Genomic DNA, 18,137 nt, shown 5'->3' on the forward strand with positions numbered 1-18,137 from the left:
CGTCGAGGTTCGGTTCCTCGTTTGACGCTCCGTGCCCCGCCCGTCCATAGCCTCGTGATCACGGCGAGGACGGGAGCGACATGATGAATCAACTGACTTGTAAATCAATGCACTTGATGGAACTCGGCAGGCTGAGATGGGTTCTGTGCGCGCCGCGACGTACGGACGGTGGACCGCGCGGAAGCAGGTGTCGCGAAGTGTGGGGATGGGGCGCGTGCGCGATCGCCGCGCTCGGCCTCGGGCTCTTCACCACCCTTCGCCCGCACCAGGTATGGGGCCTCTCCGCGGCAGTCGGATACGGCTGTGCGGCGATGGCCGTGGCTCTGTTGGCGAGGAGGCGACGCCCGCCACGCAGCGCCCTGTTGCCCCGCGAACTACCTCTGATCCTGGCCGTGATGGGGGCGGTGATCGTTCCGCTGGTCCTTCTGGTGTGGGACAGCAGCGCGCAGCTGGAAGTCGCTGTCGTTGAGCGCTCCGGTGACTTGCTGCTGCACTCGGGCAGCCCTTACATACCGGCACCTGCCACGGTCGGGGACTACAACCCGTACCTGCCCGGCATGACGGTCTTCGGCCTCCCGCGCGCGATGTTCGGCGGTGGGCCGCTGACCGATGCGCGGTGGTGGATGGCGGGCGCGTTCTTCGTGACCATGGCCGCTGCGACGAGCACGCTCGTCCGCCGTGCTCAGGTCGGGGCCGCCGACCGGTCCGGAACTCGTACCGCGTCCCGCTGCGCCAACGCACCGGTGCTGCTGTGGCTCGCCGCCTGCCCGCTGGTGGCCCTGCCTCTGACGGTCGGAGGGATCGACCTCCCGGTGATCGGTCTGATGTGCTGGGGCCTGGCTGCGGCCGCAAATGGTGCGCCGAGGCGTGCGGGGCTACTGGTGGGTGCTGCTGCGGCGCTCAAGTGGACGGCCTGGCCCGCTGTGCCCGTCGTGCTCGCGCTGGTGGCAGCCAGACACGGCCGGCGTTCAGTCCTTGCCGTTGCCGCTGCGACCGCTCTGGCGGTATCGACAGCCGTCCTTCCGTTCGTGCTCACAGCCCCCACGGCATTCGTCGACAACGTTCTGGAGTTTCCCTTGGGGCTGAGCGAAACGACGTCTCCTGCCGCCAGTCCGCTGCCCGGGTGGGTCCTGGCCACGTACGTTCCCGGCGGGGCGATCATCGCCATGGTGCTGCTGATCGTCGCCGCCATCAGCGTTGCCAGCTCCCTGGCGATACGGCCGCCGGGGACGGTGCGGGCCGCGGCGGACCGCCTGGCGATCGGCCTTGCGCTCGCCATGGCACTGATGCCGGCCACGCGCTTCGGCTACCTCGTCTATCCCTTGGTGCTCACGGCGTGGCCCCGACTGATGCGTGGTCCAGCGACCGCGACCGAACCACGCAGCGTGATCTGTCGCCGGTCGCTGGACCAAGCCTCATTGGGCGATGCGGTGCGGGGCGGTCTGTCGCAGAAATCCGGGCCAGGTGTTGTTCCCGGCCCTGACCAGAGGCAGGTGGACGGCCTCGGGCAGGGCCGCGGCACGGGCCACGTGGGCGTTCCGTTGCGGGTGGCAGAACAGGCGGGCTGTGAGAGACGCGGCCCCGGAGGGAGAAAGGAGACGTTGCCGTGAACCGCAGGCAGGTCAACGCCAAGGGTGAGGAGGATCGTGGCCACGGCGCCGTGGCATCGGCCTCGGCAGCGGCCGCTACACCGCCGCGTTGCGTGAACTCCCCTCAGGCAGAGTTTCCGACGTCGGTTCCGTCCCGCTGCCCGTGGTTGGCGTGGAGCCATGCCCGACGGGTACCGCACACTCCGAGCCCGGGTCCTGATCACCGTCCGGTGAGGCCGACTCCGGCTCGCCGAACCAGGCGACCGCGACGGCTCCGGCCACGGCGACGACGAAGCCGAGGATCGCCATCCACGCGAAGCCAGGACGAGAGGAGTCGCCCAGCCACAACACTCCGAGGATGCCGGGCACCACGGTTTCGCCCACCACGAGCGCCGCCGTGGCACCGTTCACCGAACCGATCTGCAGGGCGACGGTGTGCAGGTACATTCCGCCGATGCCTGCCACCAAGATCGCGTACAACGCGGGATCACCGAGGAGGGACGGCAGGTGGAACGGGTCCACGCCGTTCAGGACGCGCACGCCCACTCCCAGGGCACCGAAACCCAAGCCGGACAAGAGACCCGCGAGGATCGCGGCCCGCCCGCCGAGCCAACGCACGAGCAGGGTGCCACCACCGATGATCACGACCGAGGCGACCAGCAACCACCAATGGGTGTCGATCGGCGTGTGACCACTACCCTCCGGGCCGGCGGCGGTGGCCAGCAGCACCAGTGCCGAGCAGACCACGCCGATGGAGGCCCATTCGGGACGGGTGAGGCGAATGTTGAGGAGCTTGACGCTCAACACGGCCGTGACCACGAGGTTCGCGCTGATCACGGTCTGCGAGAGGAACAGCGGCAACAGCCGGGCTGCTAGTGCACCCAGCCCGAAACCTATGAAGTCCAGGACCGTGCCGACCATGAACTCCCAGGTCACGGCGGCTTTGGCGGTGGACGAGAGGCTGGGGCCGCCGTGCTGGGTGACGGTGCCGCCGGATGCCTTCGCCGCCTCCCGGCGAGCGGACTTCCGTGATCCCACCGCCTGAAGGACCGAACCTGTGCCGTAGCAGGCGGACGCCGCTATGGCCGTCACAAGGCCGATGATCACCGAAGGCTCCGTTCACACGCCGCATTACCTGTTCATTACCTGGATTGGCAGACGTGCATTTCGGTACGTGAGTTGCCTCCGAGGGCAAAAAGATCTCTCGCTGCGAGGAAATGGGGGAGGGGTGGGGCCGGGGCGGGCTGTGAGGGGCTCTCGATCGGCTCGAGGAGCCAACAGGGGAGGCTCCCGTGCGCGGCTCGACTTATGGGAGTGGGTCGGCACGTCGCCTTGCGGGCTTGCCGGCCTGCCCTGCGTAGGCCGCAGCTCGTTCGCCATCCAGTGCTTGTAAGCCAGCGCTGCCCGGCGAGCACCAACGAGGCGCACCCGGAGCGGCCGAGACGGTCGTCCTGAGGGCTTCGTGGCGGGTTGGCGACCATGACGATCTGCAGGGCTAGCGGCGGGACCTGCTGCTACCGGTCGGGCGGTGAGTGTCTGGGCGCTGTCGCTGCCGGCGTCGAGGCCGAATGGGTCGGGGCGAACCGAGGTCAGGAGGGTTGGTTGGTGGTGTTGCAACGCTGGGCGCGTGCCGACGGCCCGATCGCGCTTGCACGGCTCACGGGTGCGGGGGGGGGCTGACGCCCCGCTGTACGTGCCCCTCGTTACGGGCGCAAGGACTTCACCAGGGGGCCGAGTGAGCCGTCTTCGGCGACCGAGTCGAGCGCCGCGCGCAGTGCGTCGTCGTACGTTGGACGTGCCCTGCTCTGCATTTCACGGCCTTCATCGGTGATCACGCTGTAGACACCGCGACGGTCGCCGGGGCACAAGTCGCGACGGGCCAGGCCGGACGACTCCAGTCGGGAAGCCAACCGGCTGACGGAACTCTGGTTGAGGCCGATGAGGTCCGCCAGCTCCTGCATTCGCAGCTCACCGTCGTCCGACGCCGCGAGACGGGCCAGCGCGCGGTACTCGGAGAGGCCGAGCTTGTGGTGCTGTTGCAGCGCCTTCGCGAGTTCTTGCTCGACGCGCGTGTGCAGTGCTCCGAACCGGTCCCAGTGCTCCGCGTCCATCGATTCTGCTCTCTTCCGTCGCTCGTCCGCCGTGTCCGGCGTAGTGCTCCGCCCTCTTTCGAGGGGTTCCCCAGTAAGCTCTTGACATCAGCGTACATGCACTCGAAACTTATGTATGTGCATGCAAGGGATGTGTGCACATGGAACTTCGAGGGGGAGCGTTATGGTGCCGACGAGCGTCGCGGAAGAAGGAAATGCCCGAGGTGTCCAGCGGATCGCGACCACGCCGGACTGGTACGAGCCGTACAAGATTTCGCAGGCCATCAAGGCAGGCGGCCTGATCCACGTGTCCGGGCAGGCGGGGATCGATGAGCAGGGGCGGACCGTCGCGGATGACTTCCTGACTCAGGGGCGCCAGGCGTTCGCGAACGTCGAGCGAGTGCTCGCCGAGGCCGGTGCGTCGCTCGCAGACGTGGTGAAGGTCGGCATCTTCGTGACGGACATGGCCGCGGACCTGAGCCATGTGATCGCCCTGCGCGAGGAGTTCCTGTCCGAGCCCTATCCCGCGGACACCTTGCTGGAAGTCTCGTCGCTGGCACAACCGGAGTGGCGGATAGAGGTCGAGGTGACCGCGCTCGCCCGCTGACGGCTCCGCAGCCGATGGGGCACGACTGGTCTGGGGAGGGCTGGGTCCGAAGGCTCCACGCTCGGCAGGTGGAATGCCGTGTGGGAAGTCGTAACGTCGCGCTCCAGTCCGGTGTGCTCGAGTCAGCCTGGACTTTGCATGTGCCTTGGCCCGCGACCGGGTGTCTGACGGCCCTCGTGTCCGAGACGTTCCGACCGACCGAGCGCCGTTGGCCCGGAGAGGTTGGTGGCCTTATCAACATCAAGCGCGTTGCGGCGTGTTCCGGATCCCTGCGGGCCCTTCGAGTAGTCGCCCCCTGCAGCCGGACGACGTGCCGTGCCTCCCCACCTATGCCCGCGCGTCGAAGAGGCAGAGCGGTGTGCGCATACAAGCAAAAGCCCCTACTGGAGCTTCCCCTTGATCGTGGACACCTGGAGACTGGGACATTGAGGTTCCAGAGGAAGTAGCACCAGGTGGGAAGTAACTACACGAAGCGGTACACCGCGGAGTTCAAGCGGGATGCCATTGCGCTCGTCGACTCCACGGGCCGGACGGTCACCGAGGTCGCCCGGGAGCTCGGGGTCAGCCCGGAGTCCCTGCGTAACTGGTACCGCCAGGCCAAGGCAGACCGCGGCGAAGGCCGGCCGGGCGACCTCAGCTCCGCTGAGCGCGAAGAACTGAGGCGTCTGCGGAAGCAGAATGCTGAGCAGGCAAAGACGATCGAGGTCCTGCGAAAAGCCGCGGTCTTCTTCGCGAAGGAGAGCGATCGATGAGCGAGATATTCGCGTTCATCGAGGCGGAGAAGACCACCCACGGCGTCGCTTTCCTGTGCCGACTGTTGAACGTGGCCCGCTCCTCCTTCTATGCCTGGCTCGCATCGGCGAAAAACCGCGACGCACGGAAGGCGGCTGACGAGGCTCTGGCCCACGAGATCATCGTCATCCACGCCGCGTCCCGTCACACGTACGGTGTTCCGCGGATCCACGCCGAACTACGTGGCCTGGGGCGGCGCGTGAACCGCAAACGTGTCGCCCGCCTGATGCGCGAACACGATGTCCAGGGCGCCCATCGCCGCCGGCGCCGTTCGCTGACCCGGCCGGACAAGAAGGCCCGCCCGGCTCCGGATCTGATCGGCCGCGACTTCACCGCGAGCGTGCCGGGCACGAAGCTGGTCGGGGACATCACCTTCCTCCCGACGGCCGAAGGCTGGCTCTACCTCTACCTCGCCTGCTGGCTCGACCTGGCCACCCGGGAGGTCGTCGGCTATGCGATGGCCGACCACCATCGCGCATCCCTGGTCGTCGACGCGCTGAAGATGGCCCACGGCCGCGGTGACCTGCAGCCTGGATGCATCACACATTCGGATCGCGGCAGCGAATACACGTCAGCTGAATTCCGATGCCAGGTAGGCGAGTTGGGCCTACAGCAGAGCTGCGGGCGCACCGGGTCATGCTTTGATAACGCGGCCGCGGAGAGTTTCTGGGCCCTGCTCAAAGAAGAAATCGGCACCCGCACCTGGCCCGACCGGGCCGCCGCCCGCACCGAGGGTTTCACCTTCATCGAGACCTTCTATAACCGCCGACGCCTACGCAAGCACAACGTCTTCGGCTACCTCACGCCGGCCGAGACCAGGCAACGGCACCAGCACACCCCCGCGGCATAGGCATCACGTGTCCAGCATCACGGGGAAACTTCACTCGCCCCTGTCCCAGGTCGCCTCCGCACGGGAGAGTCGCATCCCGTGATCTCTCACGATCTCTCAGTGGACCAAGGGAAGAGTGGCCATCTCCGCGACCGTCCAGGTCAGGGGGCCGAGGACGAGCAGCACGGCCAAGGCGCGGAGGGCGGTGGCGCGGTGGAGGGTGGAGGCGGAGGCGCCGAGTCGGCGTAGGGCGGCGGTGGTGCGGGCGCGGGCGGCTCGCGATTCCAGGCTGGCCGAGAGTGCGCTGATGGAGACGCAGGCAAGGATGATCGCCGCGCCGATGGCTGTGAAAGGACCGAGGGGCCGAGCGGGCGCAGCCTGGTACACGGTGACGGCGGCGTAGATGCCGGAGGCGACCGCGCACAGGACGCCGAGCGGGCGGCCCAGGCGGTGTGACTCCTCCTGGAGGACGCGTCCGGACAACAGCCGCAGCGCGCCGGGGCGGCCCGCGCCCAGCAGTTGGCCCGACAGGTACACCAGGCCGGGGCCGGCCAGGACGAGACCGAAGGCCGCCAGGGCCCAGCCGGCCAGGACGCCCGGCGGGCTGCCGATCAGGTGGCCGGGGAGGGGCAACAGGCCACCGGGGGTGCCGCCGGCGGGGGCCGTGTAGGACTCGAGGGCCAAGCCGGCCGCGGTCAGGGCGACGCCCCAGGGGAGGCCGGAGGGAGCCTTGGCGATCGAGGCGGGCTCGGTGTCGACGGCGCCCGCTTCGACACGGGGGCGGAGCGAAAAGGCGGTGGCTGCGGCGACCGTCAACGGGACGAGGGACAGCAGCATGAGCGCGCCGATCAGCGGCAGCGGGTGGCCGGCGCCGAGCAGGCCGGCGTCGACGGCGCGGGGGGCGGCGGTGCGGGCGGTGGTGCCGAGGTCGCCGCGGAGGGTGAGGAAGGCGATGAGGGCGAGGAGGACGCCCAGGGCGCAGGTCAGGGCGGTGGAGGCCGTGGCGAGCAGGGTGAGTCGGAAAGGTCCCAGGCCGGCGGCGGTCATGCCGCGTTGGAGGCGGGCGGCCGGGTCGGTGCGGGCCACGGACACCGCGAGTTGGGCGGTGGCCGCGAGCGGGGCGGCGCACCACAGGAGGCGGCTCAGGGAGGCGCCGGCCGCGGTGGGGTGGGCGGCGGCGTGGGCGAGGGCGATCAGCACCAGGAAGCCGGTGCCGGCCGCGGCGGTGGCGACGAGGAGACGACGCAGCAGGACGAGGGGGTGAGCGCGGAAGGTCAGACGGAGAGCGAGCACGCTGCCCTGCTTTCCTCGTCGGAGGCGCCGGTGTCCTCGGGGACGGCGCCGGAGAGGCGGCCGTCGAGGAGGCTGACGGTCCGGTCGGCCTGGGCGGCGACCTGGGGGTCGTAGGTCGCCAGGACCACGGTGATGTGGTGGGAGCGGGCCGCGGTGGTCAGGGTGCGCAGCACCTGGATGCCGTCGGCGCTGTGGAGGGGGGCGGTCGGTTCGTCGGCGAAGAGCACCTGGGGGGTGGAGACCAGGGCGCGGGCGATGGCGACACGCTGACGCTGGGACTGCTCCAGCCGGGCGGGTCGGCGGCGGGCGCACATGCCCACGTCGAGGCGTTCCAGCCACTCGATGGCGGTGTGCTTGGCCGCGCGGTGGCCGGTGCCGCGCAGCAGGAGCGGGAGGGCGGTGTTCTCCCAGACGGTGAGTTCCGGGACGAGGTGGGGTTCGGTGTCGATCCAGCCGAACCGTTCGAGACGCAGCCGTTCGCGGCTGGGGGAGGAGAGGGTGTGGACGGGAGCGCGGTCGAAGAGGACCTCGCCCTCGGTCGGTACGAGCTGGCCGGAAAGGCACTTGAGGAGCGTGGTCTTGCCACTGCCGCGGGGACCGGTGACGGCGAGGATCTCGCCCTCCCGCACACCGAGTGAGACTCCGGTGAGGGCGACGGTGGCGCCGTGCGCGTGGTGTAGGCCGCGTGCCCAGAGAACGTCGTTGTCAGGCGGGGCCACCATCTGCACACCTCTCGCTCGTACGCTGCTCGTTCCCCCGGTCGGGGGAACGACCACGGAGGGTATCGGTCACCAGCACGGTAAGGAATCGGGTCCCCGGTCAAATGTGGCTCGGCAGCCACAACGGCCCAGATTCACCCGTATGGAAGGGAACGAGTGAATCCGGGCCGTGAGGTGTGCAGTTGTCTTCCGGCGCGTCGGGGAGTGGCCAGTGCACCAGGGGAGTGACTAGCGCAGGTCTCCGCGTGCGTCGGGAGGTGACGCGATGATCAGAGCTTGGTCCATGCCTCGGTGAGGACGGAGCGCAGGATCTGCTCGATCTCGTCGAAGACCGTCTGGTCGGCGATCAGCGGCGGGGCCAGCTGGATGACCGGGTCGCCACGGTCGTCGGCGCGGCAGTAGAGGCCGTTGTCGTACAGCGCCTTGGAGAGGAAGCCGTAGAGGACGCGCTCGGTCTCCTCGTCGTTGAAGGACTCCTTGGTGGCCTTGTCCTTCACGAGCTCGATGCCGTAGAAGAAGCCGTTGCCGCGGACGTCGCCGACGATCGGCAGGTCGTGCAGCTTCTGCAGCGTGCTGAGGAAGTTGCCCTCGTTGTCGAGCACGTGCTGGTTGAGGCCCTCGCGCTCGAAGATGTCGAAGTTCGACAGCGCCACGGCCGAGGAGACCGGGTGACCACCGAAGGTGTAGCCGTGCAGGAAGGTGTTGTCACCCTTGTAGAACGGCTCGGCGAGGCGGTCGGAGATGATGCAGGCACCGATGGGGGAGTAGCCCGAGGTCATGCCCTTGGCGCAGGTGATCATGTCCGGGATGTAGTCGAACTTGTCACAGGCGAACATCGTGCCGAGGCGACCGAAGGCGCAGATGACCTCGTCGGAGACGAGCAGCACGTCGTACTGGTCGCAGATCTCGCGGACCCGCTGGAAGTAGCCGGGGGGCGGCGGGAAGCAGCCACCGGCGTTCTGCACCGGCTCCAGGAAGACCGCGGCGACGGTCTCCGGGCCCTCGAAGAGGATCTGCTGCTCGATCTGGTCGGCGGCCCAGCGGCCGAAGGCCTCGGGGTCGTCGCCGTGGATCGGGGCGCGGTAGATGTTGGTGTTCGGCACCTTGTGCGCGCCGGGGACCAGCGGCTCGAAGGGGGCCTTCAGGGCCGGCAGACCGGTGATCGACAGGGCGCCCTGCGGGGTGCCGTGGTAGGCCACCGCGCGGGATATGACCTTGTGCTTCATCGGCTTGCCGGTGAGCTTGAAGTACTGCTTGGCAAGCTTCCAGGCGGTCTCGACGGCCTCGCCACCACCGGTGGTGAAGAAGACCTTGTTGAGGTCGCCCGGGGCGTAGTGCGCCAGGCGCTCGGCCAGCTCCACGGCCTTGGGGTGCGCGTAGGACCACACCGGGAAGAAGGCCAGTTCCTGGGCCTGCTTGGAGGCGGTCTCGGCGAGCTCGACGCGGCCGTGGCCGGCGTTGACCACGAAGAGGCCGGCGAGGCCGTCGATGTAGCGCTTGCCCTTGTCGTCGTAGATGTTGGTGCCTTCGCCGCGCACGATCGTGGGCACGGGGGCGTTTTCGTACGACGACATGCGGGTGAAGTGCATCCACAGGTGGTCGTACGCCGTCTTGGAGAGGTCGGCGCTCATTGCTATCTCGTTCCCCAGGTGTAGGTCTGCTTCCGGAGCTTGAGGTACACGAAGCTCTCGGTGGATCGGACGCCGGGAAGCGTGCGGATCCGCTTGTTGATCATTTGCAGAAGGTGGTCGTCGTCCTCGCAGACGATCTCGATGAGGAGATCGAACGAGCCTGCCGTCATGACGACGTACTCGACTTCTTCCATGGTCGTCAGGGCGTCGGCCACGGGATCGAGGTCACCCTCGACGTTGATGCCGACCATTGCCTGTCGACGGAAACCGACCGTGAGGGGGTCGGTGACCGCGACGATCTGCATCACGCCTTGGTCGAGCAGCTTCTGTACGCGCTGGCGTACCGCCGCCTCGGACAGGCCCACGGCCTTGCCGATCGCGGCGTAGGGACGGCGCCCATCTTCCTGGAGCTGCTCGATGATCGCCAGGGAGACGGAGTCGATCAATGGAGTGCCGTTTCTGTCACGAGTGGCCACGTCCCTCACTGTGCACGAGGTTCAGCAGTATGGCAACCCCGATTCAATGAAATCAGTTGTTGATCGAGGAGAATTTCACTGATTCCGTTGTTTGAGGCATGTGGGTGTGTTGAAAACGTGGCTTCCACGGCTAGTGTGGGATCCCAACCACCGGACATCTGACACTGAAGGGGGCGCACAGTGACCACCGCACTGCGTCGTCTGCGCAACTACATCGACGGGGAGTTCCGGGACGCCGCCGACGGGCGGACCACAGAGGTGGTCAACCCGGCCACCGGTGAGCCGTACGCCACTGCCCCTCTCTCCGGCTCCGAGGACGTGGACGCGGCCATGGCGGCGGCCGAGGCCGCCTTCCCCGCCTGGCGCGACCTGATCCCGGCCGAGCGCCAGAAGGTCCTCCTCAAGGTCGCCGACCGCTTCGAGGAGCGCGCCGAGGAGCTGATCGCCGCCGAGTCCGAGAACTGCGGCAAGCCGATCGCCCTGGTCCGCTCCGAGGAGATCCCGCCGATGGTGGACCAGATCCGCTTCTTCGCGGGTGCCGCCCGGATGCTCGAGGGCCGCTCGGCCGGCGAGTACATGGACGGCTTCACCTCCATCATCCGCCGCGAGCCGGTGGGCGTCTGCGCCCAGGTCGCGCCGTGGAACTACCCGATGATGATGGCCGTGTGGAAGTTCGCCCCGGCGCTCGCCGCGGGCAACACCGTGGTCATCAAGCCCTCCGACACCACGCCCGCCTCGACGGTGCTGATCGCCGACATCATCGGCAGCGTCCTCGACGAACTCGGCCACCCCCGCGGCGTGTTCAACGTGGTCTGCGGCGACCGGGAGACCGGCCGCCTGATGGTCGAGCACAAGGTCCCGGCGATGGCCTCGATCACCGGCTCGGTGCGCGCCGGCATGCAGGTCGCCGAGTCCGCGTCCAAGGACCTCAAGCGGGTCCACCTGGAGCTCGGCGGCAAGGCGCCGGTCGTGGTCTTCGAGGACACCGACATCGCCAAGGCCGTCGAGGACATCGCCACTGCCGGCTACTTCAACGCCGGCCAGGACTGTACGGCCGCCACCCGCGTGCTCGTCCAGGAGTCCATCCACGACGAGTTCGTCGCCGCGCTGGCCAAGGCCGCCGCGGAGACCAAGACCGGTGCGGTCGACGACGAGGACGTGCTCTACGGCCCGCTGAACAACGCCAACCAGCTCAAGCAGGTCAAGGGCTTCATCGAGCGGCTGCCCGCGCACGCCAAGATCGAGGCGGGCGGCGAGCAGGTCGGCGAGAAGGGCTACTTCTTCGCCCCGACCGTCGTCTCGGGCCTGAAGCAGGACGACGAGATCGTCCAGCACGAGGTCTTCGGTCCGGTGATCACCGTCCAGTCCTTCACCGACGAGAAGCAGGCGGTGGAGTGGGCCAACGGCGTCGAGTACGCCCTGGCCTCCTCGGTGTGGACCAAGGACCACGCCCGCGCCATGCGGATGTCCAAGGTCCTGGACTTCGGCTGCGTGTGGATCAACACCCACATCCCGCTGGTCGCCGAGATGCCGCACGGCGGCTTCAAGAAGTCCGGCTACGGCAAGGACCTGTCCGCCTACGGCTTCGACGACTACACCCGGATCAAGCACGTGATGACCTCGCTGGACGGCTGAACCGGCCGGCCCTGAAGGGGGATCCCCACCGTCGAGCGCCACGGAACGCTCGACACACCGTCGCGGGCGGAGGCCCGGCAATTGACGCTCTGTCTCTTGCCGCCTCCGCCCGCGGCACGTGAGAGTGCTCGCCATGGCTGATCTTTCGCGGCGTTCGCTGCTCAGGGGCATGGGCGGAATCGGTGTGACCGGGGCGCTGGCCGCCGTCACGGGATGCGGGGTGCCGCCGGCGTACGTCGAGGCCGCGGACCGCGAGGCCCCGGACCGCTCCGCCCGGGAGCACGAGCTGGTCTTCGCCAACTGGCCGCTCTACATCGACGTCGACGACCACGACAAGCAGCGGCGCCCCACGCTGGACGCGTTCCAGAAGCGCACCGGGATCTCCGTGACGTACACCGAGGAGATCAACGACAACGACGAGTTCTTCGGCAAGATCAGTCCGGCGTTGATGAACCACCAGGCCACCGGGCGCGACCTGATCGTCATCAGCGACTGGATGTGCGCCCGGTTCGTCCGGCTCGGCTGGGTCGAGACCATGGACCGCAAGGCCCAGCCGAACGTCGCCGAGAACCTCGACCCGCTGCTGCGCACCCCGCACTTCGACCCCGGGCGCCTGCACTCGGTGCCCTGGCAGTCCGGCATCACCGGCATCGCCTACAACCGCAAGAAGCTCGGTCGGCAGATCAAGCACACCTCCGACTTGTGGAAGCCGGACCTGCGGGGCCGGGTGACGCTGCTGTCCGGGCTCGACGAGGCGTTCGCCCTGCTGCTCCAGGGCAACGGCGTCGACATCACCCGTTGGACCGCCGACGACTTCCACCGGATGATCGACCAGGTGGGCGGCCTGGTCCGCAAGGGCCAGATCCGTCGGTTCACCGGCAACGACTACATCAAGGACCTGGACTCCGGCGACGTGCTCGCCGCGCAGGCGTACTCCGGCGACGTGATCCAGTTGCAGGCGGACAACCCCGACATCGAGTTCGTGGTTCCCGAGGAGGGCGCGGAGCTGTGGGCGGAGAGCATGATGATCCCCAACCTCGCGGCCCACAAGCGGAACGCCGAGCGGCTGATCGACTACTACTACCAGCCGGAGGTCGCGGCCGAGCTGGCCGCGTGGGTCAACTACGTCTGCCCGGTGCCGGCCGCGCGTGAGGTGCTCGCCTCCTCCAAGGACAAGGAGCGGGCCCAGCTGGCCGAGGACCCGCTGATCTTCCCCGACACGGAGATGCGCAAGCGGTTGGCCATCGCGCGGGACATCACCGCGAAGGAGCGGACCGAGTTCGCCAAGGCGTGGAACGGGATCGTGGGGTTGTAGGGGCGAGCGGGGCGCGGCCGGGGCCGGTGGCGGTGCCTCGGTGGTCAACTCGCTTGCCGGGATGGGTGGTTGATCTGATCCCTGTGGTGGAGTTGATGGCTCTCGGGGTGTCCGGGGCGGGTGCGTCGGCCGGGGTTTCCGGGGTGGCCGAGTCCCGCGGGGCGTCGCCCGCCCCGTGCCCGGCGTCGTCTGTGGGCGGGACCTGGACGGCCGGTCCGGGGCTGAGGGCCCCGGACCGGCCGCCGGCGAGCGCTAGCCGCGCCAGGCCGCCGCGTACGCGTCGATCTCGGCGGACAGCCGGGCCTTGGCCGCGTCGTCCATGAACGCGGCGGTGACCGCGTTCTTGGCGAGGGCGGCCAGGCCGGTGGTGTCCAGGCCCAACAGGCGGGCGGCGACGCCGTATTCGGTGTTGAGGTCGGTGCCGAACATCGGCGGGTCGTCGCTGTTGATGGTGACCAGGACGCCGGCGTCGACCATCTCCTTCACCGGGTGCTCCGCGAGCGTGCGGACGGCCCGGGTGGCGATGTTGGAGGTCGGGCAGACCTCCAGCGGGATGCGGTGCTCGGCGAGGTGGGCCAACAGCTCCGGGTCCTGGGTGGCGCTGGTGCCGTGGCCGATCCGCTCGGCGCGCAGGTCGGTCAGGGCGTCCCAGATGGTGCCGGGGCCGGTGGTCTCGCCGGCGTGCGGCACGGAGTGCAGCCCGGCGGCGATGGCCCGATCGAAGTACGGCTTGAACTGGGGCCGGGGCACGCCGATCTCGGGGCCGCCCAGGCCGAACGAGACCAGGCCCTCGGGCTGCAGCTCGCAGGCGATCCGGGCGGTCTCCTCGGCGGCCGCCAGACCCGCCTCGCCGGGGATGTCGAAGCACCAGCGCAGCACCACGCCCAGCTCGGCCTCGGCGGCCTTGCGGGCGTCCTCGATGGCCTCGACGAAGGCGGCGTCCGGGATGCCGCGGCTGGTCGAGCTGAAGGGCGTGACGGTCAGCTCGGCGTAGCGGATCTGCTGCCGGGCCATGTCGCGCGCGACCTCGTACGTCAGCAGGCGGACGTCCTCGGCGTCGCGGATCAGGTCCACGACGGAGAGGTAGACCTCGATGAAGTGGGCGAAGTCGCGGAAGGTGAAGTAGTCGGCGAGCGCCTCGGGGTCGCTGGGCACGGCGGAGTCCGGGTGCCGGGCGGCCAGTTCGGCGACGATCCGGGGGGAGGCCGAGCCGACGTGGTGGACGTGCAGCTCCGCCTTGGGCAGGCCCGCGATGAAGGCGTCGAGGTCGGACAACGGGTCCTCCTGGGAGAGTGCGCGGGGGAAGGGCGCGCGGCGGACGGTCGGTGCGGTCCGGTCATCGTATGGGGGAGGGCGGACGGTCGACGCGGCCGGTCGGGCCCGGTGCGGCCGCGCGGCACCGGACCGGGCCCGACCGGACCCCGGTGCCTAGGCGGCGTCCTGTGCGGCCAGCTCCTGTCGGGCCGCCATGAGGGCGAAACCGAGGAGGTTCAGCCCGCGCCAGCGGGTCGGGTCGGCGGCGCGGTCGTCGTCGGCGGCCAGCCCGATGCCCCACATCCGGTCCACCGGACTGGCCTCCACCAGGACCCGGGAGCCGGTGCCCAGCAGGAACTCCCGCAGCTGCGGGTGCTGGCCGAACTTGTGCCGGCTGCCCTCGACGACCAAGGCGAAGCGGTGCCGCCGCCAGACCTCCTCGGCGAAGCCGCGCACCGTCCGCCCGGCGTCCTTGGCCTGCTGGGGACGGGCCGCCGCGAGCGCCCGCCGCTCGGCTTCGGCGTCCCCGAAGAGCCGGGCCTTGCCGGCCATCATCCAGTGCTCGGCGGTGGCGTACCGGACGCCGTCGACGGTGAAGGGGGCGGGCCACCACTGGCTGAAACAGCTCGCCCCGACGCCGCCGCCGCGGGGCGGGCGGTGGCCCCAGAAGGGGACGTACTCCACCCGCTCGCCGGCGGCGGTCAGCGCGACCACCTCCTCGACCGAGCGCGGGCCGTCCGCGGCGCGGGGAGCGGGCGGGCTCGGGGTGGCTGCCGGGCTGTCGTGCATCATGCCGGGATTCTGTCAGCGAGCACTGACAACGTGTCGGGGTTTTCCGCCACCGAATTCGCAGAATTCGTCGCGTAACCAAAAGGCAACAACGGAATCACTTGTTGGTCGCCTTCCGCTCTGTCAGGATCGGCCATCGATTCCGGAAATAGCTACGCCTGGCAGTGCCGCTGAGCGGCCCCGGCGCCCGGCGGAGGAGAGCACCATGGACCAGCGATTCGAAGTGACCGAGCGATTCGCCGCAGGGGCGCAATTCATCGCCGGGAGCCTGCGGAGCGGCACCTCCGGCCGTACCCAGGACGTCGTCGACCCGGCCACCGGCGAGACCGTCCTGCGGTACGAACTCGCAGGTGTCGACGACGTGGACGCCGCGGTGGCGGCGGCCGCGCGGGCCCTGTCGGGATGGGCGGGCGCCACGCCCGGCGAGCGGTCCGACACCCTGCACCGCTTCGCCGCGGCACTCACCGAGGACGCCGCGGACCTCGCCGCCGCCGAATCGCTGAACTGCGGAAAGCCAATCAAGCTCAGCAAAGAGTTCGACATTCCCGGCAGCATCGACAACGCCGCGTTCTTCGCCGGTGCCGCCCGCCACCTGGAGGGCAAGGCGGCCGGGGAATACAGCGGCGACCACACCTCCGTCGTCCGCCGCGAACCGGTCGGCGTGGTCGGCTCGATCGCGCCCTGGAACTATCCGCTCCAGATGGCCGCCTGGAAGGTCCTGCCGGCCATCGCCGCGGGCAACACCATCGTGCTGAAGCCCGCCGAGATCACCCCGCTGACCTCCCTGCTGTTCGCGCAGGCCGCCCAGCGCGCCGGGCTCCCCGACGGCGTCCTCAACGTCGTCTGCGGCGCCGGCCGGGACGCCGGCGAGCACCTGGTCGGCCACCCCGACGTCGCCATGACCTCGTTCACCGGCTCCACCGCCGTCGGCAAGCGGGTCGCCGAGATCGCCACCGGCACCGTCAAGCGGCTCCACCTGGAACTCGGCGGCAAGGCCCCGTTCGTGGTCTTCGACGACGCCGACCTGGAAGCCGCCGTCCACGGTGCGGTCGCCGGCGCCCTGATCAACACCGGCCAGGACTGCACCGCCGCCACCCGCGCCTACGTCCAGCGGCCGCTCTACGACGCGTTCGTCAGCGGCGTCGCGGACCTGATGGCGACCGTGCGGCTGGGCGACCCGTTCGATGCGTCCACCGACCTCGGACCGCTGATCTCGCACGCCCAGCGGGACCGGGTGGCCGGGTTCGTCGAGCGGGCCCGCGGCTACGCCACCGTCGTCACCGGCGGCGAGGCGCCCCAGGGCGAGCTGGCCAAGGGGGCGTACTACCGGCCGACGCTGATCACCGGGGCCGCGCAGGACAGCGAGATCGTGCAGTCCGAGATCTTCGGCCCGGTGCTGGTCGTGCTGCCCTTCGACAGCGACGACGAGGGCCTCGCGCTCGCCAACGACACCCCCTACGGGCTGGCCGCGTCCGCCTGGAGCCGGGACGTCTACCGCACCGGTCGGGCCACCCGCGAGATCAACGCCGGCTGCGTCTGGATCAACGACCACATCCCGATCATCAGCGAGATGCCGCACGGCGGCGCCAAGGCGTCCGGTTTCGGCAAGGACATGTCGGCGTACTCCTTCGAGGAGTACACGCAGGTCAAGCACGTCATGTACGACATCACCGGGGTGGCCAGGAAGGACTGGCACCGGACGATCTTCGGGGACCGCGGCTGACCCGGTCCGCCTGACCCGGTCCGACCGGACGTCCCGGCCGCGGGTGCCGCACCACCCGCGGCCGGGGCCGCGCACCACCGCCACACCGGCCGCCCGCCGGGCACGACCCCCTCGAAAGGCCACCGCGCATGGAGCACCCCGAGCAGTCGGCACCCCCGGTCCCCGCGGACCCCCTGTCGGCGGACGAACTCAGCGCCCTGCGCCGCAGCCTGACCACCGGCCGGCTCGCCATGACCCGCCGCTCGCTGCTGCGCGCCGGCGGCGCCCTGGCGGCCGTGGTGGGCGGCGGCGCGGCCCTGTCGGCCTGCGGCATCGCCCCCGCCGGCCGCACCGACGCCGCCCTGACCGTGGACCACTCCCCGGCGGAGAAGCGCCTGAACTTCTCCAACTGGACCGAGTACATGGACGTCAGCGACGACGGCAAGCGCCACCCCACGCTGGACGCCTTCCAGCGGCGCACCGGCATCGCCGTGACCTACACCGAGGACATCAACGACAACGACGAGTTCTTCGGCAAGATCCAGGCCCAGCTCGCCAACGGACAGGACACCGGCCGCGACCTGATCGTGCTCACCGACTGGATGTGCGCCCGGATGATCTCCCTGGGCTGGATCCAGCCGCTCGACGCCCAACGCCTGCCGCACGCCCGCGCCAACCTCGCGGCCCAGTTCCGCGACCCCGCCTGGGACCCGGGCCGCACGCACTCCTACGTCTGGCAGGGCATCCCCGCGATCATCGCGTACAACGTCAAGGCCACCGGCGGCCGGACCGTCGACTCGATCAGCCAGCTGCTGGAGGACCCGCGGCTCAAGGGCCGGGTCGGCTTCCTGTCCGAGATGCGCGACACCGTCGGGCTGACCCTCCTCGACATGGGCAAACGGCCCGAGGACGTCACCGCGGACGCGTACGACGCCGCGCTGGCCCGGCTCCAGAGGGGCGTCGACACCAAGCAGATCCGCCGCTTCACCGGCAACGACTACACCAACGACCTGGACAAGGGCGACCTCGCCGCGTGCGTCGCCTGGGCCGGCGACGTCGTCCAACTGCAGAGCGACAACCCCGACATCCGCTACGCCGTGCCCAAGGCCGGCTACATGACCTCCACCGACAACCTGATGGTGCCCAGCAAAGCCCGCCACAAGGGGAACGCCGAACGGCTCATCGACTACTACTACGAGCCGAAGGTCGCGGCCCGGCTCGCCGCGTACATCAACTACGCCTGCCCCGTCGACGGGGTGCGCGAGGAACTCGCCAAGATCGACCGGACGTTGGCGGAGAACCCGCTGATCCTGCCGGACGAGGAGATGGCCGCCCGGTCCCACTCCTTCCGCGCCCTGACCCCCCGGGAGAACCGGGTGTTCAACCAGAAGTTCGCCGACCTCACCGGCGCCTGAG

The 18,137-nt window shown here is 69.6% G+C and carries 16 protein-coding genes; 8 read left to right on the plus strand and 8 right to left on the minus strand.

Annotated features, from left to right (window positions below; translation table 11 throughout):
• Nucleotides 1-395: 395 nt before the first annotated feature.
• Nucleotides 396-1,610 carry a glycosyltransferase 87 family protein gene (locus ABD385_RS07520; protein ID WP_344574208.1) on the plus strand — a complete coding sequence of 405 codons (1,215 nt, stop codon included), beginning with the start codon at nt 396-398 and terminating at the stop codon, nt 1,608-1,610.
• Nucleotides 1,611-1,685: 75 nt separating this feature from the next.
• Here the strand turns inward: ABD385_RS07520 and ABD385_RS07525 are convergent, their stop codons facing one another.
• Together ABD385_RS07525 and ABD385_RS07530 are read right to left on the minus strand one after the other, a co-directional pair.
• Nucleotides 1,686-2,696, minus strand: a complete 1,011-nt coding sequence (locus ABD385_RS07525) for a DMT family protein (RefSeq protein WP_344574209.1) — start codon at nt 2,694-2,696, stop codon at nt 1,686-1,688.
• Between the two features lie 596 nt (nt 2,697-3,292).
• Nucleotides 3,293-3,700, minus strand: a complete 408-nt coding sequence (locus ABD385_RS07530; protein WP_344574210.1) for a MarR family winged helix-turn-helix transcriptional regulator — start codon at nt 3,698-3,700, stop codon at nt 3,293-3,295.
• Between the two features lie 163 nt (nt 3,701-3,863).
• Here ABD385_RS07530 and ABD385_RS07535 point away from each other — a divergent pair, with 163 nt between their 5' ends.
• From ABD385_RS07535 to ABD385_RS07545, 3 genes are all read left to right on the plus strand, one after another.
• Nucleotides 3,864-4,286: a RidA family protein gene (locus ABD385_RS07535; RefSeq protein WP_344574211.1), complete on the plus strand. Its 423-nt coding sequence runs from the start codon at nt 3,864-3,866 to the stop codon at nt 4,284-4,286.
• A 452-nt stretch (nt 4,287-4,738) separates the two neighbouring features.
• Nucleotides 4,739-5,038, plus strand: a complete 300-nt coding sequence (locus ABD385_RS07540; protein WP_344574212.1) for a transposase — start codon at nt 4,739-4,741, stop codon at nt 5,036-5,038.
• Nucleotides 5,035-5,928, plus strand: coding sequence for an IS3 family transposase (locus tag ABD385_RS07545; RefSeq protein WP_344574213.1), 894 nt, complete (start codon nt 5,035-5,037; stop codon nt 5,926-5,928). Before ABD385_RS07540 ends, ABD385_RS07545 begins: the two co-directional genes overlap by 4 nt.
• Nucleotides 5,929-6,024: 96 nt before the next feature.
• On the opposite strand, the gene ABD385_RS07550 is transcribed toward ABD385_RS07545, so the two are convergent.
• The 4 genes from ABD385_RS07550 to ABD385_RS07565 all read right to left on the minus strand — a co-directional run bounded on the left by ABD385_RS07550 (nt 6,025) and on the right by ABD385_RS07565 (nt 10,026).
• Nucleotides 6,025-7,200, minus strand: coding sequence for a hypothetical protein (locus ABD385_RS07550; RefSeq protein WP_344574214.1), 1,176 nt, complete (start codon nt 7,198-7,200; stop codon nt 6,025-6,027).
• Nucleotides 7,182-7,922 (minus strand): ABC transporter ATP-binding protein, encoded by a 741-nt coding sequence (locus tag ABD385_RS07555; protein ID WP_344574215.1) that lies wholly within the window; start codon nt 7,920-7,922, stop codon nt 7,182-7,184. Before ABD385_RS07555 ends, ABD385_RS07550 begins: the two co-directional genes overlap by 19 nt.
• 266 nt (nt 7,923-8,188) lie before the next feature.
• Entirely contained in the window at nt 8,189-9,550 is a 1,362-nt protein-coding gene (locus tag ABD385_RS07560) for an aspartate aminotransferase family protein (protein WP_344574216.1), read from the minus strand.
• Nucleotides 9,551-9,552: 2 nt separating this feature from the next.
• A complete protein-coding gene (locus ABD385_RS07565) occupies nt 9,553-10,026 on the minus strand; it encodes an Lrp/AsnC family transcriptional regulator (protein WP_344574217.1) in 474 nt (157 codons plus the stop codon).
• Between the two features lie 180 nt (nt 10,027-10,206).
• Here ABD385_RS07565 and ABD385_RS07570 point away from each other — a divergent pair, with 180 nt between their 5' ends.
• Both ABD385_RS07570 and ABD385_RS07575 read left to right on the plus strand, forming a co-directional pair.
• The gene (locus ABD385_RS07570; RefSeq protein ID WP_344574218.1) at nt 10,207-11,661 is read left to right on the plus strand and encodes a gamma-aminobutyraldehyde dehydrogenase; all 1,455 of its coding nucleotides are present in this window, start codon (nt 10,207-10,209) and stop codon (nt 11,659-11,661) included.
• Nucleotides 11,662-11,794: 133 nt separating this feature from the next.
• Entirely contained in the window at nt 11,795-12,976 is a 1,182-nt protein-coding gene (locus ABD385_RS07575; protein WP_344574219.1) for a polyamine ABC transporter substrate-binding protein, read from the plus strand.
• A gap of 252 nt (nt 12,977-13,228) precedes the next feature.
• Here the strand turns inward: ABD385_RS07575 and ABD385_RS07580 are convergent, their stop codons facing one another.
• Together ABD385_RS07580 and ybiA are read right to left on the minus strand one after the other, a co-directional pair.
• Complete coding sequence (locus tag ABD385_RS07580; RefSeq protein ID WP_344574220.1) at nt 13,229-14,251, minus strand: adenosine deaminase; 1,023 nt, start codon at nt 14,249-14,251, stop codon at nt 13,229-13,231.
• Between the two features lie 153 nt (nt 14,252-14,404).
• A complete protein-coding gene (gene ybiA, locus ABD385_RS07585) occupies nt 14,405-15,022 on the minus strand; it encodes a riboflavin biosynthesis intermediates N-glycosidase (protein WP_344574221.1) in 618 nt (205 codons plus the stop codon).
• 202 nt (nt 15,023-15,224) lie between these two features.
• Between ybiA and ABD385_RS07590 the strand changes: the two genes are divergently transcribed.
• Nucleotides 15,225-16,742 (plus strand): gamma-aminobutyraldehyde dehydrogenase, encoded by a 1,518-nt coding sequence (locus ABD385_RS07590; protein ID WP_344574222.1) that lies wholly within the window; start codon nt 15,225-15,227, stop codon nt 16,740-16,742.
• A gap of 128 nt (nt 16,743-16,870) precedes the next feature.
• Entirely contained in the window at nt 16,871-18,136 is a 1,266-nt protein-coding gene (locus ABD385_RS07595; RefSeq protein WP_344574223.1) for an ABC transporter substrate-binding protein, read from the plus strand.
• Nucleotide 18,137 lies beyond the last annotated feature (1 nt).

The organism is Streptomyces lunalinharesii, assembly GCF_039532155.1.
Taxonomy (GTDB): Bacteria; Actinomycetota; Actinomycetes; order Streptomycetales; family Streptomycetaceae; genus Streptomyces; species Streptomyces lunalinharesii.